At 59.2% G+C, this 18832-nt stretch carries 20 protein-coding genes and 1 pseudogene; 2 read left to right on the top strand and 19 right to left on the bottom strand.

All coding sequences use genetic code 11. The annotated features are described in order from the left end of the window. Positions 1–77 precede the first annotated feature (77 nt). The 17 genes and pseudogenes from CAG02_RS08890 to CAG02_RS08815 all read right to left on the bottom strand — a co-directional run bounded on the left by CAG02_RS08890 (position 78) and on the right by CAG02_RS08815 (position 12864). The gene (locus CAG02_RS08890) at positions 78–659 is read right to left on the bottom strand and encodes a phage tail assembly protein (protein WP_085712872.1); all 582 of its coding nucleotides are present in this window, start codon (positions 657–659) and stop codon (positions 78–80) included. Positions 660–811: 152 nt separating this feature from the next. After that, positions 812–1318: a phage major tail tube protein gene (locus tag CAG02_RS08885; protein ID WP_085712871.1), complete on the bottom strand. Its 507-nt coding sequence runs from the start codon at positions 1316–1318 to the stop codon at positions 812–814. Then, on the bottom strand, positions 1318–2484 hold the full coding sequence (locus CAG02_RS08880; RefSeq protein WP_085712870.1) for a phage tail protein: 1167 nt from the start codon (positions 2482–2484) through the stop codon (positions 1318–1320). Before CAG02_RS08880 ends, CAG02_RS08885 begins: the two co-directional genes overlap by 1 nt. Positions 2485–2486: 2 nt before the next feature. Then, positions 2487–2672: a hypothetical protein gene (locus tag CAG02_RS08875; RefSeq protein WP_039771239.1), complete on the bottom strand. Its 186-nt coding sequence runs from the start codon at positions 2670–2672 to the stop codon at positions 2487–2489. A gap of 89 nt (positions 2673–2761) precedes the next feature. Continuing rightward, on the bottom strand, positions 2762–3271 hold the full coding sequence (locus CAG02_RS08870) for a DUF4376 domain-containing protein (RefSeq protein WP_085712869.1): 510 nt from the start codon (positions 3269–3271) through the stop codon (positions 2762–2764). Between the two features lie 10 nt (positions 3272–3281). Continuing rightward, the gene (locus CAG02_RS30010) at positions 3282–6515 is read right to left on the bottom strand and encodes a phage tail protein (protein WP_256576943.1); all 3234 of its coding nucleotides are present in this window, start codon (positions 6513–6515) and stop codon (positions 3282–3284) included. Beyond that, positions 6516–7151, bottom strand: a complete 636-nt coding sequence (locus CAG02_RS08860; protein WP_085712868.1) for a phage tail protein I — start codon at positions 7149–7151, stop codon at positions 6516–6518. After that, on the bottom strand, positions 7148–8143 hold the full coding sequence (locus CAG02_RS08855) for a baseplate J/gp47 family protein (protein ID WP_085712867.1): 996 nt from the start codon (positions 8141–8143) through the stop codon (positions 7148–7150). The genes CAG02_RS08860 and CAG02_RS08855 overlap by 4 nt, the downstream gene beginning before the upstream one ends. Beyond that, complete coding sequence (locus CAG02_RS08850; protein ID WP_085712866.1) at positions 8140–8472, bottom strand: phage baseplate protein; 333 nt, start codon at positions 8470–8472, stop codon at positions 8140–8142. The genes CAG02_RS08855 and CAG02_RS08850 overlap by 4 nt, the downstream gene beginning before the upstream one ends. A gap of 14 nt (positions 8473–8486) precedes the next feature. Beyond that, the gene (locus CAG02_RS08845; RefSeq protein WP_085712865.1) at positions 8487–9095 is read right to left on the bottom strand and encodes a phage baseplate assembly protein V; all 609 of its coding nucleotides are present in this window, start codon (positions 9093–9095) and stop codon (positions 8487–8489) included. A gap of 3 nt (positions 9096–9098) precedes the next feature. Then, complete coding sequence (locus CAG02_RS08840) at positions 9099–9620, bottom strand: hypothetical protein (protein WP_085712864.1); 522 nt, start codon at positions 9618–9620, stop codon at positions 9099–9101. A 72-nt stretch (positions 9621–9692) separates the two neighbouring features. Beyond that, complete coding sequence (locus CAG02_RS08835) at positions 9693–10031, bottom strand: phage holin family protein (RefSeq protein ID WP_085712863.1); 339 nt, start codon at positions 10029–10031, stop codon at positions 9693–9695. A gap of 94 nt (positions 10032–10125) precedes the next feature. Then, positions 10126–10707, bottom strand: coding sequence for a DUF642 domain-containing protein (locus tag CAG02_RS08830; RefSeq protein ID WP_085712862.1), 582 nt, complete (start codon positions 10705–10707; stop codon positions 10126–10128). A gap of 53 nt (positions 10708–10760) precedes the next feature. Further along, positions 10761–10886, bottom strand: a pseudogene (locus CAG02_RS08825) (Com family DNA-binding transcriptional regulator); the annotation flags it as partial. Positions 10887–11016: 130 nt separating this feature from the next. Next, a complete protein-coding gene (locus tag CAG02_RS08820) occupies positions 11017–11442 on the bottom strand; it encodes a tail fiber assembly protein (RefSeq protein ID WP_256576942.1) in 426 nt (141 codons plus the stop codon). Between the two features lie 350 nt (positions 11443–11792). After that, a complete protein-coding gene (locus tag CAG02_RS29505) occupies positions 11793–11981 on the bottom strand; it encodes a hypothetical protein (RefSeq protein ID WP_139831911.1) in 189 nt (62 codons plus the stop codon). Positions 11982–12129: 148 nt separating this feature from the next. Continuing rightward, positions 12130–12864 (bottom strand): XRE family transcriptional regulator, encoded by a 735-nt coding sequence (locus tag CAG02_RS08815; protein WP_085712860.1) that lies wholly within the window; start codon positions 12862–12864, stop codon positions 12130–12132. 210 nt (positions 12865–13074) lie between these two features. On the opposite strand from CAG02_RS08815, the gene mutS reads away from it, so the two are divergent. Beyond that, complete coding sequence (mutS, locus tag CAG02_RS08810) at positions 13075–15657, top strand: DNA mismatch repair protein MutS (RefSeq protein WP_085712859.1); 2583 nt, start codon at positions 13075–13077, stop codon at positions 15655–15657. Between the two features lie 163 nt (positions 15658–15820). Then, positions 15821–16144 (top strand): ferredoxin FdxA, encoded by a 324-nt coding sequence (gene fdxA / locus CAG02_RS08805; protein ID WP_007908827.1) that lies wholly within the window; start codon positions 15821–15823, stop codon positions 16142–16144. 512 nt (positions 16145–16656) lie between these two features. Here fdxA and rpoS read toward each other — a convergent pair. Both rpoS and CAG02_RS08795 read right to left on the bottom strand, forming a co-directional pair. Further along, entirely contained in the window at positions 16657–17664 is a 1008-nt protein-coding gene (gene rpoS, locus CAG02_RS08800; RefSeq protein WP_007954831.1) for an RNA polymerase sigma factor RpoS, read from the bottom strand. A 106-nt stretch (positions 17665–17770) separates the two neighbouring features. Beyond that, complete coding sequence (locus CAG02_RS08795) at positions 17771–18652, bottom strand: peptidoglycan DD-metalloendopeptidase family protein (RefSeq protein WP_085712858.1); 882 nt, start codon at positions 18650–18652, stop codon at positions 17771–17773. Positions 18653–18832: the final 180 nt, after the last annotated feature.

The raw sequence follows: 18832 nt of genomic DNA, 5'->3' as shown, positions 1-18832 counted from the left end.
GCGCAACGCCTTTTCGGCGTCCCACTCCAGAATTTCCGCCTCACTTACCGGGTAAATGAGCGGCACGATATCGAGGATTACTTCGATGTCGCGTTCTGAAAGAAGGCCGCCGGCTGGTTTAAAAAATCGTCGATGCGCACCTGCAATTGCGTCCAGTCCGGGACGCTCATCAGGGCCAGATCGGGGATCATCAGGCCGGTGCAATGGGCGGTGATGAACTCGGCGCGTTCCTTGGCCGTTTTCAGTTTCTTCATCACTTTGGTGGCCCGCAGCGCCGGCATTTCCAGGCTCAGCGAGGTCACGGTGCGGCCGGTCACGGCGAGCGGTTGCAGCAGTTGCACCTGGTCGGGATCGTCGGACTTTTCCGCGTCTTCGACCTGATCGAGAAAGTACGACGCCGGACGGGTCGACATCTCGTGCACGTACTGCGCGATGCTCACGTAGTCCGGGCGCTTGAGCTGGTCGAGTTCCTTGACCGACAACCCGGTGGCCAGCAGAGCCAGTTCGAAGAACTGATCGTCTTCATCGTCGCCGGCGCGTTCCAGCGCTTCTTTCTGGGCGGCGTAGAACAGTGGCTTGAGCTGGATCGATTCGATCTGCGAGCCGTCGTCGCCGGTGATCGGCGACAGCAGGTCATGCTTGGGTGGCATCCACGACATGAATGAATTCCTTGGTGATTCTTGGGTACAACCTGTAGGAGCCAGCCTGCTGGCGATGGCGGCGGGTCAGTCAGCATTGATTTTGAATGTGATGGCCTCATCGCGAGCAAGCTCGCTCCCACAGGGTCGGGTGTTGCTTTTCTGGCCGAGGCTTACGGCATCAGCACCGCACGACGGGCATCACCAAGGATGTCGACGCCGTTGAGTACGAACTTCTGGGTGCGCACGTCGATGTCGATCACCGGGATGCCGTTCTCCAGGCGGGTGTAGGTGCGGCAGGAGAGCTCCAGGGTGGTCTTGGGTTTCTCGCCCATTTTGATCGTGCCCTCATCGAGGATCTTCAGCTTGCCGCCCACGGTGTGGTAGGTGAACCAGGTGTTGCCGTCCTGATCCTGACCGGCCTCGCGCACGTTCAGCAGGATGTCTTCGCCCAGCTTCACACCCAGTGCAAGCATGATTTCCGGGCCGGTGCCCTGCAGGATCAGCTTGGCGCCAAGAGCCTTGGCGCTCTTGGCCATTTCCTCGACGATGAAGCGGCCGCCGGTCATGTTTTCCACGTCGAATTCGATCTTCGGCGGGGTGAATTCCTCCACGGTCGCCGACAGCGGCAGGCCTTGCAGGGTGGCCGCGATGGCCTGTCGATTGCGGTTGGTAAACATTAGAGAACGTCCTCCAGGAACTGCTCGATGATTTCATCGCGGGCGTTGAGTTGATAAACCATGTGTTCGTTCGGCGCGTAGCGGCCGTAGTCGATGACCACGTACCAGGTGCCGTTCTTGTACTTCTCGACGCTGTTGAGTTCCGGGTGCAGATACACACTGCCGCCGGGAATGGTTTCGTCGGCGACCAGGGTCTGCAGCCAGTCGTTGATGCGTTTGACTTCCTGATCCATGAACGACTTGGTCAGGTTCTTGGCCATGGCTTTCTGACCGGCCTTCACCAGCTTGCGGCTGATGGCATCTTCCAGGCCGACGTAGCTGATGAACTTGCCGGTGATCGAGCGGTTGCCCAGCAGCGAGAAGCCGCCAAGGATGGTGCGGGCGTAGTAGCTGACGCCGTAGCGGTTGAGCAGATCGCCTTCGGTGGAGGTGTCGAGGATGTTGTACTCAACGACCCGGGACACGTCTTCGGCGTAGGTCACCTGGTTGCCCGGGCTTTCCCACTGTTTGACCTTGGCCAGTGCGGCAATCGCCAGGCTCGACGGTGCGAGGAAGACGTTTTTCTTCGCTGCTTTCGAGTACACGGCGGGCATGTTGTGCACCACCAGGCAACGGTCGAAACCGAGGTCGGCGCCGCCCAATTCCTGGCTGTAAGTCACCTGGTCGGCGACCGAAGCGTCCTTGCCGTCCAGCACCACACGGGCCTTGATGCGCTTGCCGAACGAGGCGAACTCGCTGGCCACCGCTTTGGTGCCGGTGAAGCCCGGCGCGCCGATGATGGTCAGGTCTTCAGGGACGCTGCCCAGTGCCGCCAGACCGAGTTTGCGACCGGTCACTGGCTCGATGCCGCCGATCACTGCGTTGACGGTGTCGGCCGGGGTCGCGCCCGCTTCGACGATCACCACGTACACCGGCACCTTGACCACTTTGAGGATCTGGTAGACCGCGTGGTACAGGGTGCCTTCTTCCGCACCGGTCGGATCGAGCAGCGCGTGGGTGGTGAAGCTGTTGATGCGAAACGGTGCGTTGCGCGGAATCAGCGGATCGGCTTTCGGCGCAGTGCCGACCAGACCGATGACGTTGTCACCCAGGCCACCCATGGCCTCGGGGGATTCGGTGGCATTGACGGTAATGCCGTTGTGCTCGAAGTTCAGAACCTCAGCCATATTCAGTCAGCCTTCTTGGCAGCGGCCTTCACGGCCTTGGTGGTAGGTGTTTTCAGCTCCAGTCGACCGGCGCTGTGCAGGGCACTGGCCTCGACATCGAGCAGATCGAGTTCCTGGCCGACGCTCGACCAGTGCCCACCGCCGGTGGGGAATGGAACGAGCACGGTGTAGGTTTGGCGGGTTGCCATTTTTCGTTTCTCCATAAACGGGAAAGCCCCTCGTAGGGAGGGGCTTGGCGGGTGTTGGTTAGCAAGTAAACGCCCTGGATTGCAGGGGGTTATTGAAGGTTTTTCGGTGGTGTTTCAGGCGAGGAATCTGGCCATCCTTCGGTCAGCATTTCTCTGCTATACGTGCCTGCTTGAGCAGATTCGTACAACGTTTTTTCCCGATCGAAGCAAGCCTGAACATGAGAGCGCACAGCCTGCGCAATTTGCAGGATCTGCTGAGAGGTAATATCGATAAATCCTTCGATAGCCTTGTAGCTACAGTGGTACTCAGGATCGAGCATCGCAGAAACTGCCATACCGGCGATCAGTGACTGACTGTCACGGGACGTATCGATAGCGACACCCGCGACCACGATGCCCGAACCCTCTCTACGGAATCGTTCTTCTGCAATCTGTTCCCATTGGCGCTTTACAACCAGCTCGCCGTTCGCGAACCCAAATGCGTCCTCCAGTTCCTGGACGGTGGGTTCATGGTCAAACAGTACTTCACCGTCAGATAGCGGCCAGTCCGGGGCGACACAACGAAAGGCCGTCCCTGAATTTGAGTAGGCTCTCAACATAGAGGACTCCTTAGAAAGTGTATTGGGAGATGTGGACATCGTTTGCTCGGGAAACCGACGCATAAAGGCGGTAATAGATGGTCTGTGGAGTCGTCATGACCAGATCCGAAAACGGGCTGAGAACACCCAACCCGACGATTCCACCGATGCCGCATGCTTTCAGCCCCACTTCGGTGACATCCGGCGAAAGCCCCAGAGAGCCACCACCCGGGAAATCAGTGCTTCCAATGTAATGAATGTAACCACCGACACTTTTCGCATTCTTCGGAACGACAGAGGCCAGCGAGATCGGTGTCGATGACATCGATAATCCGTTTTCCAGCACCATCGTCTGAATGATGGAAATTGAACGCTGATGTTGAATGCCGGCATTCATCAATCGATTGGCATCGGTTTGCCACACACTGACCAGCGCACTGGCGCTATAACCGACGGGCATGTTGGTGCCAGTGTAAATTTCCGGAACAGAAGTCGATGTCGCGTTGACGCCCAGCAGCTTTGCAACCTTCAACTCAGGGTTGTAAATAACGTAAATGCCGACGCTACCGCTTGCAGGCGCAACGCCGATATCCATCCCGCCAGCACCAGCAGTGGCCAGGTTTATGGAGAGATTGACGTTCGACAACTTGTACTGGCCAACACCCGGCTGCTCGACAATCAGTTGGTCGGCCGTAAGCGTTGCAACCGATGCAGCAGCGGGTAGCGACACTCTCAGATTACGCGCGGCACCGACTTCTGCACCGTTGAGTCGAGCCGACCTGGCATCTGCAGCCAATGCTGCGACATCAATGCTTCCCTGATTGACCGGTGCGTTCCAGGCTTTGATGCACCACATGACCGCTAGGTTGCGTGGGCGAACCGTTTTCCAGAACGAGTTGGAAAAGTTCTGCACGACGACATTGGTGGAGGTGTAGTAAATATCGCCACTGAAGCCAGGAGCAGGATCTGCATCAATCAGATTGGAGTTGCCGATACCTTGAACAGCCGGCGCCGTGCCGTCATCGCCCTGAGTTTTCGTACCCGACTGATAACTGCCGACACTACGACCGATATCAATACCTCGCCCATGATCCCAGCCGCGCAGGAATTCACCGCGAGATTCCGGCAAGCGGAAATTCCCGGCACCTTCATCGCCCTTGTTGAACGTCGTACCGAGATACGCCGCCAGATCCGGATAGGTCGCAATGCTCTGCACACTGCCGTCCAGCTCCAGATAACCGGCAGGAACGACACCCGTTGGAAACGACAGAACAGCACCCACCGGAACAGACGATTTCAGTTGCGAGACTTCCTTCGCCAGTGCAGCTACATCGATGCTTCCCTGATTGATCGGCGCGTTCCAGGCCTTGATGCACCACATGACTGCCAGGTTACGAGGACGTGTTTCAACGCCTCCTGTTGCCTGGATGGTCGGTGGCGTGCCGCCATCGGTATACCCGGGTGCAGTCCCGGAGCCGTTTGCGGTGGATGCAGGAAAGGAGTTGCGCATTGCGTTTATCGGGGTGTGCGTGTGGGATTTGATCATGTCCGCCTGAGGCGATCCAACATCCCGACCAGCATCCACCCCGCGCCCATGATCCCAGCCCCGCAGGAACTCACCACGAGACTCCGGCAACCGGAAATTCCCGGTCCCCTCATCACCCTTGTTGAATTTCGTTCCGAGATTCGCCGCCAGATCCGGATAAGTCGCAATGCTCTGCACACTGCCATCCAGCTCAAGAAAACCGGGCGGCACAATCCCCGTCGGGAACGCCATGACAGCGCCCACCGGAACGGCAGATCCCAACCGAGAGACTTCCTTGACCAGTGCTGCTACATCAATGTTTCCCTGATTGATCGGGGCGTTCCAGGCTTTGATGCACCACATGACAGTGATGTTGCGGGGGCGGGTCTCTGCGCCTCCGGTCGATTTCGTACGCACGTCATCTGTCGAGCCATAGGATTGAACAAAGTTTCGTACAACGGACCCGGCAGCAAACAAATCGGTGACGAGCTCATAATCAGTCGCGTGAGCATGCGCTTTTAGTTCATCTGCCTGCGAAGTACCAAGACCGCGTCCGGTATCAACTCCCCGCCCATGATCCCAACCCCGCAAGAACTCCCCGCGCGCTTCCGGCAACCGGAAATTCCCGACACCCTCATCACCCTTGTTGAACTTGCCGCCCAGATAAGCGCTCAAGTCCGGGTAAGTCGCGCTGCTCCTGACGCTGTTGTCCAGCTCCAGAAAACCCGGCGGCGGTGTATCAACCGGGAACGCCACAATCGATCCCACCGGCAACGCCGAGGCCTTGGCAATCAGTGCTTCGACTTCAGCCTTGGTGTAGGAGTCCTTGATGCCGAAGCCGGCCAGCGTGTCAGGATTCGAGCCGGCCGTCGCGCGGCCATATTCGTCGACGCTCAGACTCTTGTAAGTCCCGGCAGCAATCCCGGTGCGCCCCGCGAGCATCTTGAAAGTCAGCGCTGTGGTGCCAAGGGTGATCGGGGCGTTGGTGGTCAGGTGCCACAGCGAATCGCCGTTGAGCGTGCCCTCTTCCACCATCACCGTCAGACCCGGTGTGACCTTGGCGCTGACGTTGGCATCGTTGGCCCGAACCCAGTCACCGTTGGCGACGATCCACAGACCGTTGTCTTTTGCCTGAGTCTGGTTCGGCAGCAATACGCGGTCGCCGGCAATCACCGCCACACCGTCGATCTGCTGCGCACCGTTCAACGCCACGTTGGCGGTGGCGGCGACGCGCACCGATTGTTTGCCATCGAGTTTGCCGAGTTCTTCGGCGAGGTAGCTCATGACCCAGGCACGGGTGGCCTTGACCACGGTGTCGTCGATCAGCAGCGTCACCAGCGAGGCATTGCTGGTCTCGAAAATCGAGCGGATATAGAACTCTTTGCCCGAGCCGGAGGTGGCCAGCACCGGTTTGAACGACTCCGGGTATTTGACGATGGCGTAGAGAATGCCGGTGTCGGTCCACAAACCGGCTTCACGCACGTACCAGCCACCGACGTCCGGCGGGATGGTGACTTCGGCGAGCAGCCAGCTCGGATTTTTCTCGTCCTGGAACAGCGCGTTAAGCGGTCCGCGCCAGACTTCACGCTTGAGCGCGGTAGCTGTCGCGGCCGGGTTGTAGACCGCGCCGCCGCCGTCGCCGACGGAAATCTGCGTCAGCTTGATCGGCACGCCCGCTGCCTTGCAGGCGGTTTCGTAGGCAATCCCTGCGTTGGTGAGCAGGGTGTAATAGTCAGCCATTCAGGCCCCCTGAGGATAAATAGTGGATGTTTCGACGGTGTAGAGACCGGCCGCCATGAAGGCTTCACCGGAGGTTTCGAGGCCTTCGAGGAACACCGGATAGACCGTGGTCAGTTCACCGCAGAAGGTCGCGGCACCGATCACATGAGAGCCGAAGGCGCTGAGGCCGACCGACACCGACAGCACGTCCCGTTCGCTCTTGGCATCGGCCAGGCGTCGGTCGAGACGGGCATCGATTTCTTCGCTGTAGGGTTGTTCGCTGAAGGCCCGCACAGAAAAACTGTAGGGTTCGCCGGGCGGTGTCTGTTCGTACCAGGCGCGGACTTCAGGCCTCAGTTGCAATCCCTTGGCGGCGTTTTCCAGTGCTTTGCGGGTACCGGCCTGACGCGCGGTGGGCCAGGCCAGTTCGACGGTCAGGCGCTTTTCCGCTTCCGGTGCGTCGGTGCTCCATTCGGCCACGCCGCGATCTGCCGCGAGATACGGCAGGAACGCGACCGGTGTTTCGCTCGGGTTCATCAGTTCGGGAAACGGCGGCACGATGCGGTCAAGCAAGGTGCCGAAGCCGATATCGAGCGCCCGTTCCAGCGCCGAGCTGTTGGCCGGCAGCAGGGTCGGACGCGGTGTCTGGTCCGTCATAGCGTCTGCACCTCGACCTCGACCGCCGTGCAATACGGCGCTTGAAACGCGGAGCACACGATGGGTGTCAGCGGTTCAAGAATCTGCAACTGCACGGCGCCGGCGCTGTGCAGCGTGTAGTCGATCCAGCTCGGGTCGACCCGGCCTTCCAGACGATGGCAACTGTCGGCGTAGGCTTGCAGATGTTGCTCGGCGGCGACTTTGGTCAGGCCCGAATCCGGGCCGGAATTGATCTTCGCCACGACACGGATCTTGTAGCGCTGAATCTCGGCGCCCTTGACCGTGACCTTGTCAGTTTCCGGGCAGACATCGGGCCGGGCGAAGTGTTGGCGCACGCCATCCAGCAGTGCTGCGGACGGTGTGCCGTCGGCGTCGCGGGACAGCACAGTCACCTGCACTTCACCGGGTGCGGTGCGGCGGCCATTGCCATCCTTGACCTGTGCGGCGAGACCATCCGGGGCAAAGGTGTAGGTGACGTCGACGACACCGGCATCGGTGGATTCGACTTTCACTGACGGCCGCTCGCCGAGGGTGAACACCTCGCGGCGGTATTGCATTCGCGAACCCGCCGCCGGGGCATGGGGCGCCAGGTAGTAGCGCAACCGGGCGTCATCGTCGCTTTCGTAAATCGCCGGCACCGGCGGGAATGCCGCCGGGTCGCCCGGGTCGAGCAACTGTCGCTCCAGGCCCATGTCCGCCAGCCGTGCATCGAGGTTGCTGCCGGTGGCCCACCACGCCAGCATCTGCTTGATCCGGGCGTTGTATTTGCGTTCGTGGGTCTGCAGGCGAACGCAAAACGCTTCGAGCGCCATCGTCAGCAGTTCGCTTTCGTTTTCCAGGCTGGTCTTGAGTTTCGCAGCACTCTGCGGCGAGCGGGATCCGACGTATTCCAGGACGAAGGTCTTGAACTCGGCCAGCAAATCCTCGAAGGCCTCGACCTTGATCAGCGAAGGTTCGGCCAGTTGGTTCTGGCCAGGGATCAGCATGCTCATGTCACGACCTCGAAAGTCTGTTGGCGGTTTTTCCAGGTACCGGCGAAACGCAGCAGCAAGCCGGCGCCCTGACGCGTGGCGACGATCACGCCAGGCTGGAAATCGCCGATGCCGTTCTGCGGGTTGTAGAACGCCTGCGCAGCATGGCTCTGGGCCAGAAGCAGAACGTCATCGCCGAGGTTTTGCCCCAGCAGCGTGGGGATCAACGAACCATAAAGGGGCCTTTTTTGCCGGGTGCCCAGCGGCGTGGTCAGGGCTCGTGTCGCGCGCTGCACGAATTGCAGCCAGTCGTCGACCGTGGCCCCGGTGTCTCTATCGATTCCGATCATGGGAGGCTCTTGATTCAGGGGCTGATGACGCGACCCTGGTGATCCACCAACGGGCCGCTGAAGTGCACGCCCGAGGCGTCGATGGTCAGGCCGGTGGCGCCCAGTTGCAGGTTGATCGCTTGCGGCGTCATCGCCAGCCGCGCGGGGCCGATGCTCAGCTCAAGGGATTCGCGAGAACCGCTGAAAGCCGCAGGACCGTTTTGCCAGTGCAAGGTGTGCGAGCCGTCGTCATAGCCGCTTTCGCTGCCATCGGCATGCACCCGTCGCGTCAGCGTGGGAATGGTTGCAACGGGTGGAAAGCGGTCACTGTTCAAGCCGAACAACGCCACGCTTTGTGCGCCACTCTCTCCGCTGCCGTAGTTGAGCAGCAGACACTGTTCACCCACGCTGGGAATCCGCGATTCGCTCTGGGCGCCGGCGCTCGGGTTGAAGAACTTGATCGCCGGGGTGAGCAACCCACCGTGGCTGACCTTGCAGGTGTTGCTCGCCGCATCGACTTCCTGACAAATACCGATGCGGCAATAGCTTTCGGCGCGTCGGTGCAGGTCTTCGATCTCTGCTTCCATCTCGGCCAGGCGCTCGATGATCGGGCCCAGTTGCATACGCAGTAATGCGTCGAACATCGGTCAGGCCTCCAGCGAGGTGTATTGGTCGGGGTCGTCGATGTCGCTGACTTCCCAGGTACGGGCGAATTTCGCAGTGCCGAGCGGGTCGTCGAGCAAGGTCGGGCCCAGGTAGAGGGTCTGGTTGAATGTCAGGGTCCACGCCTTGTTGGGCTGATCGGCGCGAATCGCCAGCGAAGGCAAACCATCGAGATTCATCGGCAGATCGCACTGATCGCCGGGCAGGCCCCAGCGGTTGTCGGTGATCAGGTTTTTCAATGCGGCGATCAAGTCACAGGCGGCAAACGCCGTAGTGGATATCGCCGGGATGACTTGCAGCGACAGCGTCAGCACATGGGCAATGCGCCCGTTGGCGGCGCGTTCTCCCGGTGCATTTCGTTCGATGTCGATCAACACCCAGGCCTTGTCGCCGGGGGCCGTGAAGTCATCGTGAGTGCCGACCTGCACGTTCAGGTCGGCGTTGTTGCGCAAGGCTGTCGCCATCGCCGTGAACAGCTGAGACGGCTGTTGGATCGGTGCGGGCATGCATGACCTCCTTTTCGATTGTCCACGCGCAGCCCCGCCGCAGGTGTGCAGCGAGACAGGGAAGTGAAAGGGTTATTGCGGGTCGCGCGGAGGAACTTCGCTGACGCCGATGCGCTTGGCGGCCCAGCGTTCGTACAGACCGATGGCCACGTCGGCGCCGGCCATTGCAGTGAGGCAACCGAAGGCACCGGCGGCCCAGATCGACATGCCGGCGGCGTACAGCAGCATGATTGCCGAGACGCCGCAGATCATGCAGGCGCCGGAGCGCAGGGCCAGCCGTCGAAGCAGCGGCCAGCCGCGGGCGCCGTCCTTGTCGGCGCGCCACATTTCGCCGGACACCCCGCCCGCCACGGCAAGGAGGATGACCAGCCAGATTGGCATGTCTGCCAACGCTTGTTGCTCGGTTGTCATGTCACGCCTCCAGGGAAGATTGGTGTGTGATGTGTTTTAGTTTCAAACGCTGTCTCTGAAAGCGGGCACTGCAGGAGCGCCCGTCGGTAATGCCTTAAAGAGGTACTACGCTGACCTTGTCGATGAACGCGAAATGAGCATTCGGATTCTGCTCGTTCCAGAAGCTCAGGGTCGTTTGCGAAGTGGTGGCAGTGAAATCCAGCGTTCTGGTTTCCCATACTGTTGCATCACCTGTCGCCACAGGGGTGTCGAAGCTGGTGGTTTTTCCGGCCACCTTGACGTTGATGACACCGTTGCCAGTGCGATTCACATACTTCGAGTTACCGGCGCTGAAAGTCAGGCGATACTTCGCGCCCACGACGGTATTGATGTTTTGCTGAATCCCGCCGCCGTTTTCGTAAACATAGTTGGCAAGATCAACGGCCATGGCACCGTCGGCAGCAACCGAACTGCCGATGGCCGCGCGGACGTTCATGTACTCCACGCCGGACAGGAACGTTGTCCAGCCGTTGATGAAGTCAGCCTGAGCGGGGGTGTTCAAAATGCAGTCGTTGCCGCAACCGGGAGTTTCAAAGCTTCCATTGACGACCAGTTCGGCTGCCGACGCGGAACCGCTGGTAGCCAGCAGCGTCAAGGACAACAGCATCGAACCCAGATGAGTTTTGATCGATTTCATTTTTTACCTGTAGAGTCGGATTGTCTTGGTCGCTCACAGGCGATCACTAGGGGCTCGGGGCTCTTGGCCCTCACATGATTCAATGTTCCGCAGCGGGAGCATTTGATCTGGAGTTCTGTGTACTCACCCACCCGGGCGAGCAGTCGTTTGCAGTTGCCACAGCGGCACTCTTTCAACATCGGCAAATCCTTTTGATTCCCTGCCAGGCCTTGTTCATGCCGCGAAACTTTGTTGAAACGCCTGCCTCAGGCCGGTATTTCAGAAAGCCCGACACAGTGACCGGGCTTTTCAGCAGTACGCTCTCGTGCCTTACGGCAACTCAGGCCAGACGATGGTCACCGGAAAACCCGGCTGCTTATTGACCTGAGTGAAGGCCACGCAGTACTCCTTGAACGCGGCCAGGTACACCTGCTCCGCCGTAGTGGCAATGCCCAGATCGACTTTGTATTGCAGACCGGCGGAGGCGACACGAGTGACTAGGTTGTCGAGCCGACGCGTTTTTTCATTGCGCAGTTGTTCGCCCAACACCGATTGGCCCCAAGGGAACTCGGGGGCAAAAGTCCAGACGCCGTCGGTGTTGACTGCGTTATGGCTGTAATCGACCTGGCCAGCTGAGGTGGCGGTAACGTCGACCCACACTTGATCGCCGGGAAATTCTTCGGTGATCGGATTGGCCGTTTCGAAAATGTTGTCGACTTTGCCATTCACTACGCGTGCATATTTTTTCAAGCTCATTGCTCACATCCTTATTTGATCGCCGATTTCTCGGCATACGTTGATCTGCCTGCACCAGACAGGCATTCCAAAAAGCCCGGCAATTCGCCGGGCTTTTCAGTAATGCGCTTTCACAGGGTGTGAATCAGAAGGGAGCAACCGGCCAGTTCAGCACCGGGAACACGGATTGTTTGTTCACTTCGCTTACGGATTGCTTTATTGCAGAGAGGTGCAGCGATGAGTTCGGCAGGCATTCCAAAAAGCCCGGCAATGCACCGGGCTTTTCAGTAATGCACTCCTTTGCCTTCCTTCAATCCTGTGTACGTGAAGGAAGCTGACTTTTCGGCGCTACTGGCGCGGTACGAGTCCATTCAAATTGTTTTTCCGACCGCGGTCCCTGCCCGCCGGATAACTGCTTCTGGTGCTTTACGCTGCACACCCGGGTCAGTTGCCAACCCTCTGAACCGTTGAGGCCGGTTCATCGCTGCCTGTTCTTGTGGAACTAAAGAGCTGTTGTTGCCAGCCGCTTTGTCGAGCGGCTTGGCGGCAAGAATATGCATGTATGCATATCCAGTCAATGCGTAAATGCATTTATTTGTGCACAAGAATTGCGCGGATGCATGGAAGCCCCGCCAATCAAGGGTTGTCCGGTTTTCTACAGGCGAAAAAAAACCCGCCGTGGGCGGGTTTTATCTGAGAGAGGGATCGTTACCGGGCGTACATGCCCCACCAGAAGACGTGACCGAGGATGACAATCTGCTCTTCCTGCATGTCCTGGAAGCTGTAATCCTCGTCCGGATGCTCATCGCGATTGAAGCTGCGCAGGCGAATACCGGTTGGCAGGCGGTAGAGCTGTTTCACCCGCAATTGACCGTTGTGGTTGATCGCATAAAGGTCGCCATCGATGATGTCGCCGATCCCGCACTTGCCCGCGTTCACACCAACGGTGGCGCCGTCGCGCAGCACCGGCAACATGCTGTTGCCCCGTACGGTCACGCATTTGGCCTGGTCGAACTGCACACCGTTATGGCGCAGGCTGCGCTTGCCGAAGCGCAGACTAGAGCGTTCGCTCTCTTCGATGACGAATCTTCCTGATCCAGCAGCCAATTCAACCTCGCGAAGGAAGGGCACCGACACCTCGTCGTCATCGACGGGCGTGTCATCGTCCCACAGGCTTATGTCCTTGAGTTCGGAATGCAACTCCTCGCGCCCGCCGCCGGCGACCGGCGCAACATCCGCGCGCCCGCGCAACTGATCGGTACTCACGGCGAAGTACTCGGCAATCTTCGAGATGTGTTTATCCGAAGGATCGACGATCTTCCCGCTGAGAATCCGCGAGAGAGTGGATTGAGGCACGCCGGTGCGACGATGGAGCTCCGTAGGGGAGATCCCGTGCTGATCGAGCAGTGCTCTTAAGACGGAGGATACGTTGCGTTTTTGCATAACGCGCATAGTGCTTGAAGTTTTTCGGGAAGACAAATGCTGATTTGCATAAATAATGCATAATCGACCTTTTTGCGCCATATAGCTGTCACCCGGCCGCGATGCCTGCGTCCGACAGACTGCCCATGGTAACCTTGCGCCCATCGCGGAAAAGCCCGGCGACCGCCCCGCTTTTGCCCCACATCTTCCAACGAGTTACCTGACAATCCGATGAATAAAGCCGTCTCCGACCTGTCCTCCCACACTCCGATGATGCAGCAGTACTGGCGCCTGAAGAATCAGCACCCGGACCAGCTGATGTTCTACCGCATGGGCGACTTCTACGAGATCTTCTACGAAGACGCGAAGAAGGCGGCCAAGTTGCTGGACATCACCCTGACCGCTCGCGGGCAGTCGGCGGGTCAGGCGATTCCGATGTGCGGGATTCCTTATCACGCGGCGGAAGGTTATCTGGCGAAACTGGTCAAGCTCGGCGAGTCGGTCGTGATCTGCGAGCAGGTCGGCGACCCGGCCACCAGCAAAGGCCCGGTAGAGCGTCAGGTGGTGCGGATCATTACCCCGGGCACGGTCAGCGACGAGGCACTGCTGGATGAGCGTCGCGACAACCTGATCGCGGCGGTGCTGGGGGATGAGCGTTTGTTCGGCCTGGCGGTGCTGGACATCACCAGCGGCAACTTCACCGTGCTCGAGATCAAGGGCTGGGAGAACCTGTTGGCGGAGCTTGAGCGGGTCAACCCGGTCGAGCTGCTGATCCCGGATGACTGGCCAAAGGACCTGCCGGCGGAAAAACGCCGTGGCGTTCGTCGCCGTGCGCCGTGGGATTTCGAGCGCGACTCGGCGCTGAAAAGTCTTTGCCAGCAGTTTTCGACCCAGGACCTCAAAGGCTTCGGCTGCGAAACGTTGACCCTGGCCATCGGCGCTGCCGGTTGCCTGCTGGCCTACGCCAAGGAAACCCAGCGTACCGCCCTGCCCCACCTGCGCAGCCTGCGCCACGAACGTCTGGACGATACCGTGGTGCTGGACGGCGCCAGCCGCCGCAACCTGGAACTCGACACCAACCTGGCCGGTGGCCGCGACAACACCCTGCAATCGGTAGTCGACCGTTGCCAGACCGCCATGGGCAGCCGCTTGCTGACCCGCTGGCTCAATCGCCCGCTGCGCGATCTGACCGTGCTGCTGGCTCGCCAGAGTTCGATCACTTGCCTGCTCGATCGCTATCGCTTTGAAAGCCTGCAACCGCAGCTCAAGGAAATCGGTGACATCGAGCGGATTCTGGCGCGGATCGGTCTGCGCAATGCCCGCCCTCGCGACCTCGCTCGCCTGCGTGATGCACTCGGCGCCCTGCCTGAACTGCAAGTGGCGATGACCGACCTGGAAGCGCCACACCTGCAACGCCTGGCCACCATCACCAGCACTTACCCGGAACTGGCGGCGCTGCTGGAAAAAGCCATTATCGACAACCCGCCGGCAGTGATCCGTGACGGCGGCGTGCTGAAAACCGGTTATGACAGCGAACTCGACGAACTGCAATCGCTGAGCGAAAACGCCGGTCAGTTCCTGATCGATCTGGAAACACGGGAAAAGGCCCGTACCGGCCTGGCCAACCTGAAAGTCGGCTACAACCGTATCCACGGCTACTTCATCGAACTGCCGAGCAAGCAGGCCGAATCGGCACCGGCAGACTACATTCGTCGTCAGACTCTCAAAGGGGCCGAGCGCTTTATCACCCCTGAGCTGAAAGAATTCGAAGACAAGGCGCTGTCAGCCAAGAGCCGTGCCCTCGCTCGCGAGAAGATGCTTTACGAAGCGCTGCTGGAAGATCTGATCAGCCAGTTGCCGCCCTTGCAGGACACCGCTGGCGCACTGGCTGAGCTGGACGTGTTGAGCAACCTCGCCGAGCGTGCTCTGAATCTCGATCTGAATTGCCCGACCTTCGTCAGCGAACCCTGCATGCGCATCACCCAGGGCCGTCACCCGGTGGTCGAGCAAGTGCTGACCACGCCGTTCGTGGCCAACGACCTGAGCCTGGACGACAACACCCGGATGCTGGTGATCACCGGCCCGAACATGGGCGGTAAATCCACCTATATGCGCCAGACTGCATTGATCGTGCTGCTGGCTCACATCGGCAGCTTCGTGCCGGCAGCCAGCTGCGAGCTGTCGCTGGTAGACCGGATTTTCACCCGGATCGGCTCCAGCGACGACCTGGCCGGCGGGCGCTCGACCTTCATGGTGGAAATGAGCGAAACCGCCAACATCCTGCACAACGCCACCGAGCGCAGCCTGGTGCTGATGGACGAAGTCGGCCGTGGCACCAGCACTTTCGACGGTTTGTCGCTGGCATGGGCAGCGGCCGAGCGACTGGCACATTTGCGTGCCTATACTCTATTTGCAACGCACTATTTCGAACTGACCGTATTGCCGGAAGCCGAGCCTCTGGTGGCCAACGTGCACCTCAACGCCACCGAGCACAACGAACGCATCGTGTTCCTGCACCATGTGTTGCCGGGGCCGGCCAGCCAAAGTTATGGCCTGGCGGTGGCACAACTGGCCGGTGTTCCGAGCGAAGTCATCGTGCGCGCACGCGAGCATCTGAGCCGACTGGAAGACACCGCACTGCCCCATGAGGCGCCAAAGCCTGCCGTCAAAGGCAAACCGGCGACGCCGCAGCAAAGCGACATGTTCGCCAGCCTGCCGCACCCGGTACTGGACGAACTGGCCAAGCTGGATCTCGATGACGTGACGCCGCGTCGGGCACTCGAAATGTTATATGCACTTAAGAACCGGATCTAAGCACCGAAGAACCGGATATAACGCAAACGGCTTCAAGCTGTTAGAATCTCGCGCGGTTCGGGATGCTGCTGGCTATTAGCCTGGCTGGCAGACATCGCTCCCGAACCTGGCGACCCCAACCGTGAAGGGGCAACGCTGCCGCCGCCTGAGGAGAAAATTAGAAATGACCTTCGTCGTCACCGACAACTGCATCAAGTGCAAGTACACCGACTGCGTAGAAGTCTGTCCGGTGGACTGCTTTTACGAAGGCCCGAACTTCCTGGTGATTCACCCGGATGAGTGCATCGACTGCGCCCTGTGCGAACCGGAATGCCCGGCCGTCGCCATTTTCTCCGAGGATGAAGTCCCGGAAGAAATGCAGGAATTCATTCAGCTGAACGTTGAGCTGGCCGAGATCTGGCCGAACATCACCGAGAAGAAAGAATCGCTGCCGGATGCCGAAGAGTGGGATGGCGTCAAAGGCAAGATCAAAGACCTCGAACGCTGATCTGTCCCGCGTTTGAAGAAAAGGCCCCTTGCGGGCCTTTTTGTTTTTTCGGGTTTTGCTTTTCTTCAGGCAAAAAAAAGGGGCGGTTTGACCCGCCCACATTTTTTCCCTATTCCCTGTGTTCCTTTTCATCGTCCTGATGAATCGCGTCCTGCGATGTCCATTCCCTTCCTCCTTGAAGGGCGTGTCTATCCGTCGACACAACCCAGATACTAAAGAGTTCCCCGGTTCGGGCAACCGGCCCGTTCCGGTAAAACCTCCTGTCATAAGCATTTAATATTTATAAATATTCATATAAATCAATTAGTTATCAGAAACCCTACAGCCCGATGGATGTCTTCCGCAGTGTAAAAATAACGAACACTTACGAAAGAGTAAGCCAGGGCTTACACCGCGAGACTACAAACCCGGGAAACGACGACCGGTCGTCAGGTTCCAGGCCGCTCGCCAGAGCCAGGCAACAAAAAGCCCCGAACCAGTCGGGGCTTTTTGTTGGCGGTCATGCAGGACGCTTACTGAAACAGCGACTCGCTCGACAGGCCGTTTTTCTCGAGAATCTCACGCAGGCGCTTGAGGCCTTCCACCTGGATCTGTCTCACCCGTTCCCGGGTCAGGCCGATCTCCAGGCCTACATCTTCCAGCGTGCTGCTCTCGTGACCGCGCAGGCCGAAGCGGCGGACCACCACTTCACGTTGCTTGTCGGTCAGCTCCGAAAGCCATTGATCGATGCTCTGCGACAGATCGTCGTCCTGCAGCAGTTCGCATGGATCGGTCGGACGGTCATCCGTGAGGGTGTCCAGCAGGGTTTTATCCGAGTCCGGACCCAGCGAGACGTCGACCGAAGAAACCCGCTCGTTCAGGCCCAGCATGCGCTTGACCTCGCCCACCGGTTTTTCCAGCAGGTTGGCGATTTCTTCGGGTGAAGGTTCGTGATCGAGCTTTTGCGTCAGCTCCCGTGCGGCCCGCAGGTACACGTTGAGCTCCTTGACCACATGGATCGGCAGCCGGATGGTCCGGGTCTGATTCATGATCGCGCGCTCGATGGTCTGACGGATCCACCAGGTTGCGTAGGTCGAGAAGCGGAAGCCGCGCTCGGGATCGAACTTTTCCACCGCGCGGATCAGCCCGAGGTTGCCCTCTTCGATCAGATCCAGCAGCGACAGCCCCCGATTGACGTAACGCCGGGCGATTTTGACCACCAGCCGCAGGTTACTTTCAATCATGCGCTTGCGCCCGGCGGGATCGCCACTTTGCGACAGACGCGCAAAATGAACTTCTTCTTCCGGGGAGAGCAATGGGGAAAAGCCGATTTCGTTGAGGTACAGCTGCGTGGCATCGAGTGCCCGGGTGTAGTCGATGTACTTGTGTTGCTTAAGTGAAGCGGAGTGTTTGGATTTGGCACGAACGGAAGGTGGAGCAGCCCCTTCATCATTCGACATCGAATCCGAATCGATGCCGGTCTCCATCAGGAGAACCTCATCGTCGATGTCAAACTCCGGCACTTCTTTACTGAGAGCCATTGTTATAGTCCTTTGGTGAGTTCGACCCCAAGCTCAAGCGACGCCTTTATCCTTGGCAACGCTGGAGCCTGTCCCCTCTACGCGACGGAACAGGCTGGTCTGCAAATCAACGTCTTGGCAGGAACTGCAGCGGATCTACAGGTTTACCTTGTCGGCGAATCTCAAAATGCAGTTTCACCCGGTCTGTACCCGTTGACCCCATTTCGGCAATTGTCTGTCCGACTTTGACCTGCTGCCCCTCCCGTACCAACAGCCGACGGTTGTGTCCGTAAGCACTGACGTAGGTTTCGCTGTGTTTGATGATGACCAATTCGCCGTAGCCCCTTAAGCCACTCCCGGCGTAAACCACCGTCCCATCAGACGCAGCTAAAACAGGCTGTCCCAAATCCCCGGCGATATCAATTCCTTTATTCAAACTACCGTTTGAAGAGAATTTTCCAATCAGAATGCCATTAGATGGCCATCCCCAGCCGGTCGGGGCCGGGCCGGGTGGAGGCAATGGAGCCGGTGCCGGCTTGTTGGCGACGGACGGTACAACGGTCGTGGCAGCCGCCCCGGAACCCGTGGTTGTGGTGGTCGTCGTGCCATTCGCCTGGCGCCGGATTATCGTGGTTTTGCTCGACGAGGACGGTGCCGAACCACTGCTGCTGGCCACGGCAGTCGACGTTGAACCCGGGCGCCCATCAAAGCGAATCGTCTGACCCGGGTGGATCGTGTACGGCGTAGGAATATTGTTCCGGGCAGCGAGGGCTTTGTAGTCCCAGCCGTAGCGAAACGCGATGGAAAACATCGTGTCACCCGGACGGACTACATACTGTCCGGTCGTCACTGTAGGACGCTGGGCGACCGCATTGTTGCGATCGACCACCCGAACGTTGTTAGATTTGGTGCTAGAGCAACCGACCAGCAAGGTGCTCAAGACAAGGCCAGTCACCAGGCGCTGAAAGCTCGTGTTACCCATACGCTGCGCAATGACTGTGAGACTCACCCGCCGCTCCCTTTGTGGTGGCTGAAAAATGTGGAATGCCGATTTCGGCGTGTAGCTTCGCAAGTATAACGGGCGAATCCGGCTTTACCTTTAATGAAGCGTTATCGCTCGGCGCACACGTTTGCTCATGGACGATGAATTCTGTTTAAACAATCGGTGCCGCTGTAAGACAGGTGCACT

Origin of the sequence: Pseudomonas sp. R43(2017), assembly GCF_002112345.1 — a bacterium.
In the GTDB taxonomy this organism is placed as follows: Bacteria; Pseudomonadota; Gammaproteobacteria; order Pseudomonadales; family Pseudomonadaceae; genus Aquipseudomonas; species Aquipseudomonas kribbensis.
The sequence above is the reverse complement of the archived record's forward strand: the minus strand, read 5'-3'. Positions and strand labels throughout refer to the sequence as shown.